The following is a 15,448-nucleotide window of genomic DNA, read 5'->3' as shown; positions in this document are numbered from 1 at the left end:
TGTCGAACCGGGCTGCACGACCTGAATTCGTCCGAGGCCGGCACATAAAAAATCGGCCCGTCCTCAGGACGGGCCTCCTTCAATCGACCTCCCCGGTCGCTCAGGCCGCTTCAGCCGGCTCCGTATAAGGCGTCGCGCCCCGCGGAACGTAGGTACCTTCGCACTGATCGAGGAATTCCTGCTTCTTCGCGCGTGGATTGAAGAACTGCTTGTACCAGATGCGCGCCTTCATGAAGGGACCATCGCTGGGAATGAAAAGGCCATTGAGGCAAGGCGCTTTGTTCATCCACACTTCGAAGTCCTGCATGAAGGCGAGCCGGCTCGACTCCTGGAACTGGCGCGCGGCGATCGTGTCGGGCACGGTCGCGACGGCGTTGTTGCCGGGCGACTTGACGAGGAGCGAGTGCCAGACCTTGATCGAGCCGTCGTCGACGGGGGTGTGCGTGATCATCAGGACCGAGTCGTAGAGGCCGGTAAGGTACGAGATCAGCACGCCGGGGCCGTGGTAGGTCGTGTCGGTGTGGAGAATGGGACTGGCGCCGTCCGCCCCGACCAGGGTGCGGTGCGGGCCGCATTGGCGCTGGGTGGCGGTGTGGCCGCGGAACTCGTTCTCGTAGCGCTCGACCGTCGATCCGTGGATCGGGCTGAGGTGGCCGTAATCGCAGATGTTGTCGATGACTTCCTGCGGGTGCTGGTTGAGCACGCCGAGGTGGTCGAACTTCCAGCGCACCCAGGACGGATCGTCCCACTGCGGCAGCGTCGGGTGCTCCCACTCGGGCTCGCCACCCTCCGGGTCGTGCCAAACCCAGATCGCCCCAAGGCTTTCCACAACCGTCCACGACTTCACGCACGCGGTCGCCGGGATAGGCCCCTGATGGTAAGGAATGTCGTCGCACTTGCCGTCCGCGCCGAAGCGCCAGGCGTGATAGGGGCAGCGGATGCTGTCGCCCTCGACGTTGCTGCCGCCGCCATCGATCACGACATAGGACGTCGTGTTCTGGGCCGCGAGGTGGGTCTTCATGTGCGGGCAGTAGGCGTCGAGCAGCACGATCTTGCCGGTCGCACGGCCGCGATACAGTGCGAAGTCCTTGCCGAAGAAGCGCACCGCGAGCGGCTTGTGGGTGTTGAGTTCCTCGGCGTCTGCGATCATGAACCAGCCGCGCGGATAGGTGAAATCGCCGAGCCGGTAATCCTTGGTAGTGGCCATCGAGCTGTCTCCTCTTGATGGGGTATGGGGAATTTCACCCAGATTTTCGAGTGCACCGCCCCCTTCCACATCCTCTGTTTGGACGATGGTCGTGGCGGCGTGCGACTCGCCTTTCGCGAGGACGTGGGGCGGCATCGTCCTTTTGGACGTTTTTCTGCGCCCCGGGCCGATCTAGATTGCAGCAACGATCGGGCACTGCCGACCGCAGCACACAGGAGCATTCATGCCAGACCACGGGCTTGTTTCGGAACCGGCGCTAGCCGGTCAGGGAAAGGAGGAGGGAGGGCTGCAGTATCCGTTTGCCGCCCCTGCCCCCGATGGCGAAGTCGTCGCGCTGGCGCCCGGCATCCTCTGGGCGCGCATCCCCATGCCGATGCAGCTCGACCACATCAACGTCTACCTGCTGGAGGACGGCGACGGCTGGCTCGTGGTCGACACCGGCCTCAACACCGGCAAATCGAAGGCCCTGTGGGACACGATCATCGCCCGCCACCTGAAGGGCCTGCCGGTGAAGGGGCTGATCTGCACGCACTTCCATTACGACCACGCGGGACTCGCGGCGTGGTTCACGGAGCGCTTCGACATCCCGCTGTTCATGACGCACGGCGAGTTCTTCACCATGCGGGGGCTGAACGAGCAGGTGCCCGACCCGCTGCCCGCCCCGCTGCGCCAGTTCTATCAGCGGGCGGGCATGCCCGATGCGCGCATCGACCGGATGTTCGGTGCGGTGCGGCGCGACCCCTTCATGCCGCCCCACCCCCATGCGTTCAGGCGCCTGCGCGAGGGCGACGAGCTTCACATTGGCGGCCGCACGTGGCGCATCGTGATCGGCGAAGGGCATTCGCCGGAACATGCCTGCTTGTACTGCGAGTCGGACCGAATCCTGATCGCCGGAGATCAGCTGCTGCCACGCATCACGTCGAACGTACTGGTGTCGGGCGTCGAACCGGAGGCGAATCCGCTCAAGCTGTGGATCGAATCGCTCGGGCGCCTCGATCGCCTGGCCGCCGAGACGCTCGTGCTGCCGTCGCACCAACTGGTCTTCCGCGGCCTCAACGCGCGCGTGCGCGAACTGCGCGAGCACCACCGTCAGCAGTTCGACATCCTGCGCGAATTCGTCGCCGGTGCAGGCAGCTGCACGGCCTTCGAGGCCATGGGGCGACTGTTCCCGCGCATCCTCGGGGGCGCCGACGACATGCTCGCGATCGGCGAGACCATTGCACACCTGTCGTGGTTGCGATACGAAGGCGAACTGCGCCGCGTGCTCGACGATGACGGCGCCTATCGGTTCAGCGCGGCAACTTAGCAAGTAGAAAGGCGGCGATCACTTGGATGGACTCCGCTCGGGCACCTTATTCCTCCCCCTTCAAGGGGGGAGGTTAGGAGGGGGATGGGTTTCGGCGACGCTTGCCTAACCCATCCCCACCCCAGCCCTCCCCTTGAAGGGGAGGGAGTGACCGCGATGCATTCACGCACGAACAAGGACAGCGGCGGAAGACCTGCACCGCCGCCACGGAGGGACGAATGACGAACATCATCGACGCGCTGGCGGCTGCCCGCGCGCAACTGCTGGCGCCCGGGGCGCCGTTCGAGCTGACCGAATGCGAAGTCGGAGGGCGTCCGGTAAAAATGTACCGGAATGCCTTCCCCGACCTGCCGGTCCTGATCGACGCCGGCCGCCCGCATGGCGACAAGCTCTTTGTCGTCTATCAGGGCGAGCACTGGACCTTCAACCGCTTCTTCGCGGAAGTCGACGCCGTCGCCTCCGCGCTGCAGCAGCACGGCCTGCAACGCGGTGACCGCGTGGCGATCGCGATGCGCAACCGTCCCGAATGGGTCGTCGCGTTTGCCGCCGCGGCCCTTCTCGGCGCCGTTCCGGCCCCGCTCAACAGCTTCGGTCTGCGCGGCGAGTTGCGGGCTGCCCTTACCGACGTCGAACCGACCTTGCTGTTCTGCGATCCGGAGCGCCTCGAACGCATCGAAGGCGACACGGGCGTACCCGGCTGCCGCATCGTGCTCGTTGGCGGGCAGGCATCCGAGGGCGTGCTGTCCTATGAGGCGCTTGCGTCACGTGCCCCCGAGACACTGCAACGGCCCGCCCTCGGTCCGGACGATCCGGCGCTGATCCTGTTCACCTCCGGCGCGACGAGCCAGGCGAAGGGCGTGCTGTCCTCGCAGCGCGCCGTGTGCCAGGCCCTGTTCAACATCGACTTCATCGGTGCGATCTCCGCGATGACCTCGCCGCAGGCCGTCGCTGCCCTCATGCAAAGCGGCCTCGCACCGACGACCCTCACCGCGGTGCCGCTCTTCCACGTCAGCGGCCTGCATGCGCAGCTGTTGTCGGCCCTGCGCAACGGCCGCCGCCTGGTGTTCATGCACCGCTGGGATCCCGGGCAGGCGCTGGACCTGATCCGCGATGAGAAGATCACCCAATTCAACGGCGCGCCGTCGATGGTGGCGCAACTCCTCGCGGCCCCCGGCTTCGACGACCCGGCGATCACCGGCAGCCTCGGCGGCCTCGGCTTCGGCGGGGCCGGCCTGCCCCAGCCGCTGATCCGCAGCGTGTTCGCCGCCCGCCCGAACGGGCTGTCCGGCATCGGGTTCGGACTCACGGAAACCAACGGCGTCGGCGCCGCCGGCTCGGGAGAGCTCTTCAAATACAAACCCCGCAGCTCGGGCATCACCTCACCCATCATCGACGTGCGCATCGCCGACCCGGACGGCAAGGCCCTGCCCGCCGGCGAGTCCGGCGAGATCTGGCTGCGCGGCATCACCGTGATGCAGGGTTACTGGCGCAATCCGGAGGCGACCGCCTCGGCGCTGGTCGACGGCTGGTTCCACACCGGCGACGTCGGCTATCTCGACGACGAGGGCTTCCTGTTCGTCGTCGATCGCATCAAGGACGTGATCAACCGTAGCGGTGAGAAAATCGCCGCGGCCGAAGTCGAGTCCTGCCTGCTGGAGCATGCGTCAGTCATCGAGGCAGCCGTGTTCGCAGTACCGGACGAAAAGTCGGGCGAGGCGGTAGTCGCCGCCGTCGTTGTGGACCCGCCCGGCGCGGTGACGTCCGAGGCGCTGCGCGAGCACGTCGCGGCGCGTCTCGCGGCCTACAAGGTGCCGGTCGTCGTACATGTGCGCAGCGAGGCCCTGCCCCGCAATCCTGCGGGGAAGCTGCTGAAGGTGGAGCTCAAGCGCGCGTATGGGGGGCAGCCTGCGGAGGCTTGATGATGCATCGCGCGAGATCCCCTTGAATTGTCGCCACCGCTACCAGCGAAAAGGAAACCCGCTGAACCATCCAAACCCCGGCCACGCCTTCCGTACCTCCCTGAGGCAAGCCCTGATCAATCGTTTCTGGGCAAAGGTGAGAGGCCTGCACTCCCTACGGATTGCGCATACCACTGCACCAAGTTCACCAATCAGCTCAGTCGAGGTTGTCCACGTACCATCCAGAACCTCTTCAAGACGAGCCGCCTGCGCAGTGAAACCGCTTGCCTTCAAGGAGCCCATCAATGTATGAAAGGGGGCGGTGCTAACCGGACTTGGCATTGTGCGCACAACGTGGAGATTACTTGCAACCGCGCGAGGCGGCTCGTTCGAAGAGCGCACCGCTTTCAGTTGTCAGATTGCCCGGAATGCTAGAAGTCACGTGAACACCATGGATCGCACGGGAGAATTGAGGACAAGAAACCCCAGAACGTTTGCGACGACGGTTGCCCAGAACTTGGTGCGGAACGAAATCTTGCTGGATTTGTGGCGCAGGAACTGTTGAGCGACGATCGCCCCGGGCCAGCCTCCGATGAGCCCCAAAGCAAGCAATGTGTCTTCGCTGACGCGCCACCGATCGGCAGCGGCGGCAGACTTGTCGCTGGCGTATACGACGAAGCACAACACACTTGCGCCGACGTAGAGGGCACCGACCCAAACCGGAACCTTCCAGAAGAATGCGGTGATGGTGAAGAGAATGAAGAACGCAGGAATGGCGAACAGAGTTGCAGTACCCCACTGCGCTGGATTCTCATTTCGTGCTTTCACTCGTGCGCGCGTGGCTCTGATTACCTCGACGCGTTTTGCGCGTTTCTTTCCATCAGGGGCCATTTCGACCTCAAACGTAACTCGCTGACCGACCTCAGGGCGGCCCGAGCGCGACGTAAAGGCTTTGATGTGAACAAAGATTTCTTGGCCGCCATGCAAAGGCTCGATGAAGCCAAAGCCCCGCTCGTCATTCCATGTTTTTACAGCGCCATCGATTCGCATGATGTATGCATGAGTTATAACGTGCGCCTTCAGCGGACGGCAAAAGCGCAGCTTTTGACGGTCCGCTGCACGCAGTGGTTAGAATTTAAGCCAACGGTTAACTCTTGCATGGGCTTGGTCCCGAATGAACTCTCGATTGCGATCGTCTTCCGCAATAGAATCAACGTATTTTTCCGTTATGCTGCCTACGATCGTTCGCAGGGCATGAACATCCGTGATCGCCCGCTCAAGCTCGTGTAGCGGTGCGTTGGAGTAGTCAAAATTCAGTTCATCTACCGATTCATTGATCGACGCAAGGGATTCTTCGTCTGCTGCGTGTTGACGAATCCATCTATCATGAGCGCCAGAGTTGTGCGAGCCCATTGCTGCTGCAACTGCGTCCCGTGATCGTTTTGCACGAGCAAGCAGGTCCACCAGACTATCGGCGCTTTGAAACACCTCTACGCCCGACTTCATGAGTTCTAGGGAGCCACTGATTTATTCGTCCGCCACCGCCCGGCTGGTGGGATGCCTTTGAGATAATGGCCGCTGCTGAGCCACAACGGGACCTCAACCGATGCAATCGAGCTTTTCCGAGCTGGAGTACGCCGCCAAGAAGAAGCAGACGCGGCGTGACCGGTTCCTCGCCGAGATCGAGGCGGTGACGCCGTGGTCGGCGCTGGAGGCCGAGATCGAGCCGTTCTACCCGAAGGGCGCGGGTCGCGGGCGCCCGCCGATCGGGGTGGGACGGATGCTGCGGATGTACGTGGCGCAGCAGTGTTTCGGGTTGTCGGACGAAGGGATTGAGGACGCGATCTACGACAGCCAGGCGATCCGCGGCTTCGTCGGCATCGACTTGGCTCGGGAAGCGGCGCCCGACGCGACCACGCTGTTGAAGTTCCGCCGCCTGCTGGAGACGCACGGGCTTACGCGCAAGATCTTCGAGGTCATCAAGACGCATCTCGCCGAGAAGGGCCTGATGATGCGCGAGGGCACCATCGTTGATGCCACCCTGATCGCTGCGCCGCCCTCGACCAAGAACCGCGCCAAGGCGCGCGACCCCGAGATGCACCAAGCAAAGAAGGGCAACCAGTGGTACTTCGGGATGAAGGCGCACATCGGCGTCGATGCCGAGTCAGGCTTGGTGCATGCGGTGGTCGCGACGGCCGCCCACGTGAGCGACGTGAGCCAGACGCACAAGCTGCTGCACGGTAAGGAGACGGAGGTGCTCGGTGACGCGGGCTATCAGGGCGTCGAGAAGCGCGAAGAGAACCGGGGCACCAAGGTGACCTGGCACGTCGCCATGAAGCGCAGCAAGCGCAAGGCATTGCCGGCCAACCGGCTGGGGAAGCTTCTCGAGAAGCTTGAGCGCGTCAAGGCGAGCATTCGCGCCAAGGTCGAGCACCCGTTCCATGTGGTCAAGAACCTCTTCAAGCATAAGAAGACCCGCTACCGCGGGCTGGCGAAGAACGAAGCTCAGTTGTTCTCGCTCTTCGGCCTGGCCAATCTGTTCCTGGCGCGCCGACCGTTGTTGGCGCTTCATGCCCGAGGTGCGTCCTGATGGGACACCAAGGAGCGAAAACGGGGGGCAACAGCCCGTGAACGACCCGATCGGAAGCGAAAAATGTCTTCGACCTCGAATGGTCATCACTGATACGCGCTCGAAATCGGTCCGCGGGCGCTTGAACTTGATTTGTTCAGCATTTCCCTAGGCGCAGCTCGAGCGCTTTGATTTCATTCGTCTTGCGGTAGCTAAAGTAGCCCATGACGGCACCAGCAATACCCGTTATGGCTCCGATCACACCAGTGATTGCGCCAACATACGCAAGCAAATCTGAATCAGTCATGCGACCCCAGTGGATGGCCTAACGTTGGAGTTAGGCATCGGCGTATCTCTTTGCCATTAGTGCAACATGCTCTGGGGCGAAAGGGGCTTGAAGCAACTCCGCGTGCCCCTTGCACAGAACAAACTCGTAGTTGGAAGCAGCTTGAATCGCCCCGGGTTTGGTGGAGGCTCTAATTCTTGAGAAGATAGAGCCATGAAGAAGTCAGTGAAGTTCTCCCCCGAGGTCCGTGAGCGTGCCGTACGCATGGTGGCCGAGTGTCGCGGCGATCATCCGTCGCAGTGGGCAGCCGTTGAATCCATCGCCGCCAAGATTGGTTGCACGCCGCAGACGCTACTGACGTGGGTTCGTCAGCACGAACGAGATAGCGGCCAGCGCGACGGACCTACCACGGCCGATCAGAAGCGCGTCAAGGAACTCGAGCGCGAGGTCCGTGAGTTGCGCAAAGCCAATGAGATTCTGAGTAAGCGTCCGCCCGAGACCGTCTTGACGCTCAGACCTTGATTTTGTGGAGGCGCAGATCGACCGCCGCGATGTCGAAGGCGGCCGGATCGAACGGTGCGCCGTACCATTCGAGCATGTCGTGGTGTTCAGGATGGTCCGGATCGGCCATTGCCGCGACGAAGTCGGCGTAGCCGGGTGCGCCGCCGACATCCTCAGGCGGGGTGGCGTTGGCGCCGCCAAGGCAGAGCGCCGTATCGAAGAGCGAGTCGGGTGGTAGGCGGCGTTCGACCTTGATGCGATGCTCCCAGTCGTCACCGAAGTCGTAGACGTAGCGGAAGGATTTGGCGCCGCCGAGCGCGGTCGCGAGCCGCACGCGTTGTTCGTTGCGAACGGGCTCGAAGTCGTAATCGGGATCGGGGACGCCATAGCGCTCGCCGGTGATCTCGAACTCGTGCAGATGGCAGTCGTGCCAGCCCATCACGGCCTGGATGACCTGATGCAGCTTCGGCAGCGTGATGGTTTCCGGGACCGCCACCCGACGCCAGATGGCCGGCTTGATCCTGGCTAGCTCGATCCGCAGTTGCAGCAGATGCGGCGCGGGTCGCGCCTTGGGAAGTCGTACAACAGTGCCCATGGTCAGGCGGCCTTGCGCAGGGGGTCGGATTGGTCGCGGCCCAGATTCCAGGGCAGCAAGTCTTCGATCCGGTTGATCGGATGCTCGGCGATGCGTGCCAGCACGTCGCGTAGATACGCTTCCGGGTCGAGATCGTTGAGTTTGGCGGTGCCGATCAGGCTGTAGAGGGTCGCCGCGCGATTGCCTCCGGCATCCGAACCGCCGAAGAGGAAATTCTTTCTTCCCAAGGCCACCGCGCGCAGGGCGCGTTCGGCGGCATTGTTGTCGATTTCGATGCGACCGTCGTCTGCGTAGCGGACGAGCGCCTGCCAGTGGTTCAGGCCGTACTGGATCGCCTCGCTGATGCCGGACTTGCGCGACACGCGCCGGCTCTGCGCTTCCAACCAAGCCCGCAAATCCTCCAGTAATGGACGCGCCTGGGCCTGCCGCACCACGCGGCGGATCGGCGGGAGTTCGCCGCGGACGCTCGCTTCGATCGCGTAGAGTTGACCGATCCGCGCGAGCGCCTCGGCAGCGATCGGCGAAGCCTGTGCCCGGTGCACATCGAAGAACTTGCGTCTCAGATGGGCCCAGCAAGCGGCTTCCTGCACCTGCCCAGTCGCATAAATCGCATTGAAACCCGCATAGGCGTCGGCCTGCAGGATGCCGCAGAAGGCGCGAAGATGGCGCTGCGGGTGCTCGCCCTTGCGATTGGGCGAGTACGCGAACCACACCGCCGGAGGGTCATTGCTACCCGCCGGGCGATCGTCGCGTACGTAAGTCCATAACCGGGCAGTCTTGGTCCGTCCTTCGCCGGGCGCGAGCACCGGCAGCGGGGTGTCGTCGGCATGGACCTTGTCGGCGGCGAGCACGTAGCGGCGCAGCGCCTCGACCAAGGGCGCGAGCAGTTGTGCCGATTGCCCGACCCAGTCGGCGAGCGTCGAGCGGTCGAGCTCGATGCCCGAGCGAGCATAGATGGCGCTCTGCCGATACAACGGCAGGTGGTCACAGAACTTGCCCACCAGCACATGCGCGAGCAAGGCCGGCCCGGGCAGTCCGCGTTCGATCGGCCGCGCGGGTGCAGTCGCCTGCACGATGCACTCGCAACGCGAGCAGGCGAGCTTCGGGCGCACGTGCCGGATGACCTTGAAGTGGGCCGGCACGTACTCGAGCATCTCCGAGACGTCCTCGCCGAGCTTCACGAAGGTGCTGCCGCAGTCGGGGCAGTCGCCTTCGGCGGGCGCATGCTCGACCGTCTCACGCGGCAGGTGATCGGGCAAGGGTTTGCGGGCGGGGCGTTTCGGTGACGACGCTGTGCCGGCGGTCGTGTCCGGCGAGACGTCTGCAGCGGCTTCGCGCCGGGCAGTCTCGATGCCCTCAAGGGCGAGTTCGAGCTGGGCGAGCGTGCCGTCTAATTGTTCCGAGCGGCGACCGAACTGCATCCGGCGCAGCTTGGCAATGATGAAGTTCAGGCGCGCGATCTCGGCCTGCTGGGCCGTCACCAGGGCCTTGAGCACAGCCTGGTCATCGGGAAGGGGCGTCGTCGCGTGCATGACGTGAGTCTACGCGATGCCGTGGCGTGTGAACAGCCTCCGGGGGGCGGCATGCTCCGATCTTCAGGCCGCGCAGTCGGGCTGCCAGGTCCGCTCGGGCCGACGCCAGTCGATGCCTTCGAGCAGCATCGACAGCTGCGCTGCGGTCAGATGCACCGCCCCCGCGGTCGCCTGCGGCCAGATGAAGCGCCCCCGTTCGAGGCGCTTCGCGAACAGGCACAGCCCGTCGCCGCTCCACCACAGCAGTTTCACGAGATCGCCCCGCCGCCCGCGGAAGATGAAGACGTGCCCGGAGAACGGGTTCTCAGTGAGCGCCCCTTGCACGATCGCCGCCAGACCGTCCATGCCGCGACGCATGTCGGTCACGCCGGCCACAAGCCAGATGCGCGTGCCTGCCGGCAAGCCAATCATGCCCGCTCGGCCAGACAGTCGAGGACCGTACGCAGTGCGTCGCGACTGACCTCGCCGAGCACCCGCACGGTCGCGCCGCCGATAACGATCTCGAGCGCGGCTGCCGGCTTGACGCTCTTCGACGCCAACTGCAGGCCGACTGTCGGCGACACGGTCATCACCGGCAGCAGTTTCGGCGCTTCACCCACACGCGGCCGAGGGGCCGCGTGATGCGCCGGGCCCGGCTCGCCGAACCACCCGGCACGGTAGTGACGACGCCATTTGAACAGCAGGTTCGCGTTGATGCCGTGTTCGAGGGCGAGCTTAGCCACCGAGACCCCCGGCTCGCAGGCGAGCGCGGCAAGGTGGCGTTTGAAGTCGATCGGGTAGTTCGGCCGCCCCTTGCGGGTCACCCGGGTGATGCTATTCGTGGCCAAAGTGGTCCCCACCAGAAATTTGGTGGGCACCACTCTGGGCGATCCCTGTCACCAACGAAAGACGGTGATGGGCGGACGCTTACGGCACGACTGCCATCTGCACGAGTTCGAGATCACCGGCGAGCGCTATGGCGTCCCCGATCCCGATTACGACTTCGAGCCCGTTCGCAACGAACAACGCGTGCGGCTCGCGACCGCGCTCGGCGGCGCCAAATCCTTCCGCTACGTCTACGACTTCGGTGACGACTGGGAGCATCGCATCAAGGTCGAACGCCGCCTACCACCCGACTCGCTCTTCGATACGGCGCTCTGCCTTGGCGGCGCCAACGCCACCCCGCCTGAGGATGTCGGCGGCGCACCCGGCTACGCCGACTTCGTCGCGGCAATGGCCGATCCGGACCATCCTGAACACCACGACATGCTCGAATGGTACGGCGCACCGTTCGATCCGGCCGCCTTCGACATCGCGGCGGTCGATCTGCGCCTCCACAAAATCAAGGTCTGAGCGTCAAGACGGTCTCGGGCGGACGCTTACGATCAATGGTTTGTACAAGGCAGAGATGATCCACCGGCGAGCGCCCTGGAAAACCAAGGAATCCGTGGAGTTGGCAACGCTGGAATGGGTGTCCTGGTTTAACCACCACAGGCTGCTCGAACCCATCGGGTATATCCCGCCCGCAGAAGCTGAGGCAAACTACTACGGGCAACTCGCCCGTCAGGCCGCCATCGCGGCCTGACTTAAACCAACCGGCCTCCACGGAACCCGGTGCGATTCAACCTGGTGACCACCATCGGGCGAAACCTCTCGCTTGCCGCTTGGTCCTCAACGTCCATCAGAGGGCAACTTTTCATGATCGAGGACTTTGCATAACGCCCCTTATGGAATCTATGGACTCCCCCGGAATTGCAAGTGACGGTCTTGGGCTTCTGGAAGCAAACCTGCAGGAATCTATCCGGCCTACTGTGACGCCCGTCGGCGCCGGCCCTGATGACATACGTTCCGCGGCCACCTCATTAGCCTCGCGGTCTGGCTTCGACCATTCCCATAAGCAGGTTCTTGCCGCGTCGGTTTGCACCGTCATCCCATCAACACGCTTCGCTCGCAATCTTCAGGCAGGAATCTTTCTGGCTAATCAATGCAGCGGATTCAAGCGGACACGGCTGCACTCCGATAATCAGTGCCGCGGGCCAACATCGCCCAGATGATGTGCGCATGCATTGCAGCCAATGCGACGGCCGCGACATTGGCGCAGCTTCTCGCCTTGAGCGCTTCGGCCCAAGCACTTTTCTGGTCGTGCTTTTGAGCGCTAAGACGCAGCACCGAGCGCGTACCGTGGATCAGCAAGGTTCGCAGCACGACATCGCCCCGCTTGCTGATTGCACCGAGTTTCGCCTTGCCGCCGCTAGAGTTCTGCCGTGGCGTCAGTCCCAGCCAGGCTGCAAACTGGCGGCCGTTGGTGAAGGTCCTGGCATTGCCGACACTGGCGACGAGGGCAGAGGCGGTGATTGGACCGATGCCTTCGATCGCCATCAGTCGCCGCGCTGGCTCGCTCTGGCGCGCCAGCGCCTCGATTTTTCGATCGTAGGCCAAGATGCGCTCGTCGAGCGCGCGCAACCGGTCGTGGAGCTCACCCATCGTCTCGCGGGCAAGAATTGGCAACTGCTTGCCGCCGGCGCCGATCTCGGCCAGCAACTTGCGCACGTGCGAAACCCCTGCTGCAGTAACAATGCCAAATTCACCGAGTAGGCCGCGGACTTGGTTTACCAGCGCAGTACGTTCGGACACCGTTAACGCACGCGCTCGATGCACCGTCAGAACCGCCTGGGCCTCCTCCGACTTCACGGGCACAAACCGCATGTTCGGCCGCCCGACCGCTTCGCAGATCGCCTCGGCGTCATTCGCGTCGTTCTTCCCGCTCTTGCGGTATGGGCTGACGAACTGGCCGGCCATCAACCGTGCGTCGTGGCCGAGCTTGCCCAGTTCCCGTGCCCAGTAGTGCGATCCGGCGCACGCTTCAAGCCCGACTAGGCAACGCGGCAGTCGGGCGAAAAACTCGCACACTTGAGAGCGGCTCAATGTCTTCCTGATAACGGGTTTGCCGTGCGGGTCAACGCCGTGCACCTGGAAAACAGACTTGGCGATGTCGAGACCAATGCGAACAACGTTCATGGCACACCTCCTTGGCTGACTCGCTGCCGTCATGGCCGCGACCGGGTCAGTTTCCCGCTAGACGGAGGGGGAGTCCATTTCATTAGATTTCCATAAAGGTCTGGTCCGGCCAGTCAAAGGCGGGCAGACCCGCCGTTCGAGCGAAGTTGTGAGCGGGTGGCGGCATTGCTGTCGCAAGCAACATGGACACCTACTGCAGAGCAGCAGCCAAGCACTTCTCCGCCGCCTCAGACAACACCATCTCCACCGCCAACTCCGCCCGCGTCATCCCCACAAACAACTTGCGGCGCTCGAGCGCCCCGAGCATTTCGAAATCCACCTCGGTCAGCACAATCCCCGCTGCGCTCTGCCCCTTGAACCGATAAACCGATTCCGCAATCAAATCCCCCGGCGTCCATTCCTGCTCCCCGTCCGCGGTGTAGCGCCCGGAAAAGCGCGACAAGGCATAATCACCGATACGCGCCGCATTCAGCAGCGCCGACTTTGCACGGCCATGCCAGGACAACACGGCAATGTCCGCGAGCTCGACGCCACGTTCCCGTAGCGCATCGACCGCCTGCGCCGTCTGACGCAGCAGATCGCGCCGATCCGTGTAGGTCCGCATGCCGGGAAGCTCGCCGACATACGGGGAGCGCGCCTCGACCGCCTGTTGTGTCAGTCCGAAGGCGTTGATCGTCTGGACGATGGCGCGGGGGCTCCGGAAGTTGTCGCAGCAGCGGATGGTCACCGCGTCGTCGATACCGAAACTGTCCCGCCCATACAGACGCTGATCCTCATCCTGCAGGACGTAGAGCCTCGCGCTCTCCGCGAGAAGGCCGGTCAAACCTTGCACCCACTCAGGTTCGAAGTCCTGAGCTTCATCGACGATGACCAGATCGAAGCAGGTTTCCATTGCCTCGACATCCGCGCAGAAACGGGCAGCCATGACGTCAAAGATGCCGTCTTCGCTGAACGCAGGCTCGCCCACCGCACGGCGGAAATGCTCCACGCACAGCTCATGAAAGCTCGTGACCTTCGCCCGCGTCGGGGCGATGCGACCAACATGGTCGGCCAGCGTGCGATTGAAGCACACGTAGAGGGCATGGCCCCCAGTCACGGCGGCCTCTTCCAGGAGGCGAAGCGCAAGTTGCGTCTTGCCCGATCCTGCCGTGGCCTGCACCTGGATCACGCCCGTCGGCGCCTCGATGCGCGGCACCCACGTGGCGAGACCGTCCGCGAGTTGACGCTTGACGCTGCGCAACTGATGGCCGAGCACGCGCAGGTCGGGAGAGACCTTGAACTCGTTGGCGAGAAACTGCCGCACGGCCTCGAACCCGCTCGGGGCCGGCACGCTAGGGATCAGCTCGCGAACCAGTGTCCCGAGCATGTCGAACTGGGAGGCGTCGATGATTCGCTCACGCGGATAGGCGACGATCGGCGCGTCGCCGACATGGTAATCCGGTAGCACGAGGCAGTTCGCCACTCGCGTTTCGAGCTTCGCCTGGCTCAGGCGATTGCGCAGGGCGGCGTACTGGATCTGTGACTGCTTGGCGACGTCTCGCTCGCGCCCGTCGTAGAGCTTGAGGATCTGCCCGCTGCGCAGGATAACGTCGCCGGCCTTTACCTCGATCAACAGGATGTTCCCGGAGGGGGCCAGCGCCACGATGTCGATCTCGCCGTGACAGTCGGCACCTTGATGCACCGTGTGCCAACTGACGCTATGGAAGAGCTCATAACCCTTTGGCAGGGAATCTTCCAAGCGCTGCAGGACATCGAGTTCGCGGTACAGGCCCGTGTCCTGCCGCAAGGAGGCGCGAAACGGGAATGCCTTCGCAGTCATGGCGCGATCGCTCGCTCAATGAAAAACACGTATTCGATTGTCGCACAGCCATGACGATGGCGGAGATTGCCCCAAAGCCCCGGAGCTGCGCGCCATCGCGCAAACCCTCAAGCCCCGGCTAGACGCTGCCCGCGAACTCGATGCGGCCCTCGTCACCCTTGCCGCCGACCATACCGCAGCGACCCAGGCCCTCACCGACGCCGAAAATGCACACGCTACGGCCCGGCGCGATCAAACCAGCACGGAATCGGCCCTCGGTGCGGCCCGGGGACAACAGACGCAAGCGCAAGCCTGGCTCGCCGACCACGCTCACCCGCGCAGTGACGCTGGGCGCGATGCGTTACCGCAGTGTCGCCTCCATCCTCAAGAGCGGGCTTGACCGGGCACCGCTACCCACCCCCGCCGCCGCTAGCCAAACCGAACTGGCGCTCCCCGCCGCGCACGAGAACCTGCGCGGCGCGCACTACTACCACTGATTCCACCCACCGGAGAACATCGATGCTGATGCAACACAGCCTGCAACAACTGCGCGCCCTGCGCCTGGAAGGCATGGCGCACGCCTTCGAAGAACAGCTCACCCAGCCCGCCATCGCCGCGCTCAGTTTCGAGGAGCGCTTCGCCCAGCTCATCGATCGCGAGATCCTGTTGCGCGATGGCAAACGCATCGACCGGCTGCTCAAAGCGGCCCGCATCAAGGCCGCTGCCGCCTGCCTGGAGGATGTCGTAGACGGCGTCAAT

General features: G+C 63.8%; 14 protein-coding genes and 4 pseudogenes. 8 read left to right on the top strand and 10 right to left on the bottom strand.

The features are described from left to right. Positions 1–100 precede the first annotated feature (100 nt). Positions 101–1,207 carry an aromatic ring-hydroxylating dioxygenase subunit alpha gene (locus AzCIB_RS07230; protein ID WP_050415275.1) on the bottom strand — a complete coding sequence of 369 codons (1,107 nt, stop codon included), beginning with the start codon at positions 1,205–1,207 and terminating at the stop codon, positions 101–103. A 223-nt stretch (positions 1,208–1,430) separates the two neighbouring features. Here AzCIB_RS07230 and AzCIB_RS07225 point away from each other — a divergent pair, with 223 nt between their 5' ends. Together AzCIB_RS07225 and AzCIB_RS07220 are read left to right on the top strand one after the other, a co-directional pair. Beyond that, on the top strand, positions 1,431–2,513 hold the full coding sequence (locus AzCIB_RS07225; RefSeq protein WP_050415274.1) for an MBL fold metallo-hydrolase: 1,083 nt from the start codon (positions 1,431–1,433) through the stop codon (positions 2,511–2,513). A gap of 218 nt (positions 2,514–2,731) precedes the next feature. After that, the gene (locus AzCIB_RS07220) at positions 2,732–4,432 is read left to right on the top strand and encodes a class I adenylate-forming enzyme family protein (protein WP_050415273.1); all 1,701 of its coding nucleotides are present in this window, start codon (positions 2,732–2,734) and stop codon (positions 4,430–4,432) included. Between the two features lie 417 nt (positions 4,433–4,849). Here AzCIB_RS07220 and AzCIB_RS07215 read toward each other — a convergent pair whose 3' ends face one another. Together AzCIB_RS07215 and AzCIB_RS24130 are read right to left on the bottom strand one after the other, a co-directional pair. Then, on the bottom strand, positions 4,850–5,461 hold the full coding sequence (locus tag AzCIB_RS07215; RefSeq protein ID WP_050415272.1) for a cold shock and DUF1294 domain-containing protein: 612 nt from the start codon (positions 5,459–5,461) through the stop codon (positions 4,850–4,852). Between the two features lie 78 nt (positions 5,462–5,539). Then, a complete protein-coding gene (locus tag AzCIB_RS24130; protein ID WP_157058449.1) occupies positions 5,540–5,917 on the bottom strand; it encodes a hypothetical protein in 378 nt (125 codons plus the stop codon). A 100-nt stretch (positions 5,918–6,017) separates the two neighbouring features. On the opposite strand from AzCIB_RS24130, the gene AzCIB_RS07210 reads away from it, so the two are divergent. Beyond that, complete coding sequence (locus AzCIB_RS07210; protein ID WP_021444719.1) at positions 6,018–7,001, top strand: IS5 family transposase; 984 nt, start codon at positions 6,018–6,020, stop codon at positions 6,999–7,001. Positions 7,002–7,137: 136 nt separating this feature from the next. Here AzCIB_RS07210 and AzCIB_RS24125 read toward each other — a convergent pair whose 3' ends face one another. Next, positions 7,138–7,287 (bottom strand): hypothetical protein, encoded by a 150-nt coding sequence (locus AzCIB_RS24125; protein WP_157058448.1) that lies wholly within the window; start codon positions 7,285–7,287, stop codon positions 7,138–7,140. Between the two features lie 192 nt (positions 7,288–7,479). On the opposite strand from AzCIB_RS24125, the pseudogene AzCIB_RS07205 reads away from it, so the two are divergent. Beyond that, a pseudogene (locus AzCIB_RS07205) lies at positions 7,480–7,752 on the top strand (transposase); the annotation flags it as partial. A 25-nt stretch (positions 7,753–7,777) separates the two neighbouring features. Here the strand turns inward: AzCIB_RS07205 and AzCIB_RS07200 are convergent. From AzCIB_RS07200 to tnpA, 4 genes are all read right to left on the bottom strand, one after another. Then, positions 7,778–8,362 (bottom strand): plasmid pRiA4b ORF-3 family protein, encoded by a 585-nt coding sequence (locus tag AzCIB_RS07200; protein ID WP_050415270.1) that lies wholly within the window; start codon positions 8,360–8,362, stop codon positions 7,778–7,780. 2 nt (positions 8,363–8,364) lie between these two features. Further along, the gene (gene tnpC / locus AzCIB_RS07195; RefSeq protein WP_050415269.1) at positions 8,365–9,894 is read right to left on the bottom strand and encodes an IS66 family transposase; all 1,530 of its coding nucleotides are present in this window, start codon (positions 9,892–9,894) and stop codon (positions 8,365–8,367) included. Between the two features lie 63 nt (positions 9,895–9,957). After that, positions 9,958–10,305 (bottom strand): IS66 family insertion sequence element accessory protein TnpB, encoded by a 348-nt coding sequence (tnpB, locus tag AzCIB_RS07190; RefSeq protein ID WP_050415268.1) that lies wholly within the window; start codon positions 10,303–10,305, stop codon positions 9,958–9,960. Beyond that, positions 10,302–10,721: an IS66-like element accessory protein TnpA gene (gene tnpA, locus AzCIB_RS07185; protein ID WP_083446906.1), complete on the bottom strand. Its 420-nt coding sequence runs from the start codon at positions 10,719–10,721 to the stop codon at positions 10,302–10,304. The genes tnpB and tnpA overlap by 4 nt, the downstream gene beginning before the upstream one ends. A gap of 67 nt (positions 10,722–10,788) precedes the next feature. Between tnpA and AzCIB_RS07180 the strand changes: the two genes are divergently transcribed. Together AzCIB_RS07180 and AzCIB_RS24120 are read left to right on the top strand one after the other, a co-directional pair. Further along, positions 10,789–11,226 carry a plasmid pRiA4b ORF-3 family protein gene (locus AzCIB_RS07180; RefSeq protein ID WP_050415266.1) on the top strand — a complete coding sequence of 146 codons (438 nt, stop codon included), beginning with the start codon at positions 10,789–10,791 and terminating at the stop codon, positions 11,224–11,226. 25 nt (positions 11,227–11,251) lie between these two features. Further along, positions 11,252–11,458, top strand: a pseudogene (locus AzCIB_RS24120) (IS3 family transposase); the annotation flags it as partial. Positions 11,459–11,868: 410 nt separating this feature from the next. On the opposite strand, the gene AzCIB_RS07170 reads toward AzCIB_RS24120, so the two are convergent. Both AzCIB_RS07170 and AzCIB_RS07165 read right to left on the bottom strand, forming a co-directional pair. Next, on the bottom strand, positions 11,869–12,891 hold the full coding sequence (locus tag AzCIB_RS07170; protein WP_050415264.1) for an IS110 family RNA-guided transposase: 1,023 nt from the start codon (positions 12,889–12,891) through the stop codon (positions 11,869–11,871). Positions 12,892–13,081: 190 nt separating this feature from the next. After that, on the bottom strand, positions 13,082–14,710 hold the full coding sequence (locus AzCIB_RS07165; protein ID WP_050415263.1) for an NERD domain-containing protein: 1,629 nt from the start codon (positions 14,708–14,710) through the stop codon (positions 13,082–13,084). Positions 14,711–15,021: 311 nt separating this feature from the next. Here AzCIB_RS07165 and AzCIB_RS24115 point away from each other — a divergent pair. Both AzCIB_RS24115 and AzCIB_RS24110 read left to right on the top strand, forming a co-directional pair. Next, a pseudogene (locus tag AzCIB_RS24115) lies at positions 15,022–15,186 on the top strand (IS21 family transposase); the annotation flags it as partial. A 22-nt stretch (positions 15,187–15,208) separates the two neighbouring features. Beyond that, positions 15,209–15,433, top strand: a pseudogene (locus AzCIB_RS24110) (ATP-binding protein); the annotation flags it as partial. Positions 15,434–15,448: the final 15 nt, after the last annotated feature.

Origin of the sequence: Azoarcus sp. CIB, from assembly GCF_001190925.1 — a bacterium.
Classification (GTDB): Bacteria; Pseudomonadota; Gammaproteobacteria; order Burkholderiales; family Rhodocyclaceae; genus Aromatoleum.
Note: the sequence above shows the minus strand (reverse complement) of the source record. Positions and strands in the feature narration are given on the sequence as shown.

Coding starts and splice junctions, on each gene's coding strand:
- AzCIB_RS07165 (WP_050415263.1), bottom strand. CDS start 14,710: ATGACTGCGAAGGCATTCCCGTTTCGCGCCTCCTTGCGGCAGGACACG.
- AzCIB_RS07210 (WP_021444719.1), top strand. CDS start 6,018: ATGCAATCGAGCTTTTCCGAGCTGGAGTACGCCGCCAAGAAGAAGCAG.
- tnpB (WP_050415268.1), bottom strand. CDS start 10,305: ATGATTGGCTTGCCGGCAGGCACGCGCATCTGGCTTGTGGCCGGCGTG.
- AzCIB_RS07215 (WP_050415272.1), bottom strand. CDS start 5,461: ATGCGAATCGATGGCGCTGTAAAAACATGGAATGACGAGCGGGGCTTT.
- AzCIB_RS07225 (WP_050415274.1), top strand. CDS start 1,431: ATGCCAGACCACGGGCTTGTTTCGGAACCGGCGCTAGCCGGTCAGGGA.
- AzCIB_RS07200 (WP_050415270.1), bottom strand. CDS start 8,362: ATGGGCACTGTTGTACGACTTCCCAAGGCGCGACCCGCGCCGCATCTG.
- AzCIB_RS07170 (WP_050415264.1), bottom strand. CDS start 12,891: ATGAACGTTGTTCGCATTGGTCTCGACATCGCCAAGTCTGTTTTCCAG.
- AzCIB_RS24130 (WP_157058449.1), bottom strand. CDS start 5,917: ATGAAGTCGGGCGTAGAGGTGTTTCAAAGCGCCGATAGTCTGGTGGAC.
- AzCIB_RS07180 (WP_050415266.1), top strand. CDS start 10,789: ATGGGCGGACGCTTACGGCACGACTGCCATCTGCACGAGTTCGAGATC.
- AzCIB_RS07230 (WP_050415275.1), bottom strand. CDS start 1,207: ATGGCCACTACCAAGGATTACCGGCTCGGCGATTTCACCTATCCGCGC.
- AzCIB_RS24125 (WP_157058448.1), bottom strand. CDS start 7,287: ATGACTGATTCAGATTTGCTTGCGTATGTTGGCGCAATCACTGGTGTG.
- tnpC (WP_050415269.1), bottom strand. CDS start 9,894: ATGCACGCGACGACGCCCCTTCCCGATGACCAGGCTGTGCTCAAGGCC.
- AzCIB_RS07220 (WP_050415273.1), top strand. CDS start 2,732: ATGACGAACATCATCGACGCGCTGGCGGCTGCCCGCGCGCAACTGCTG.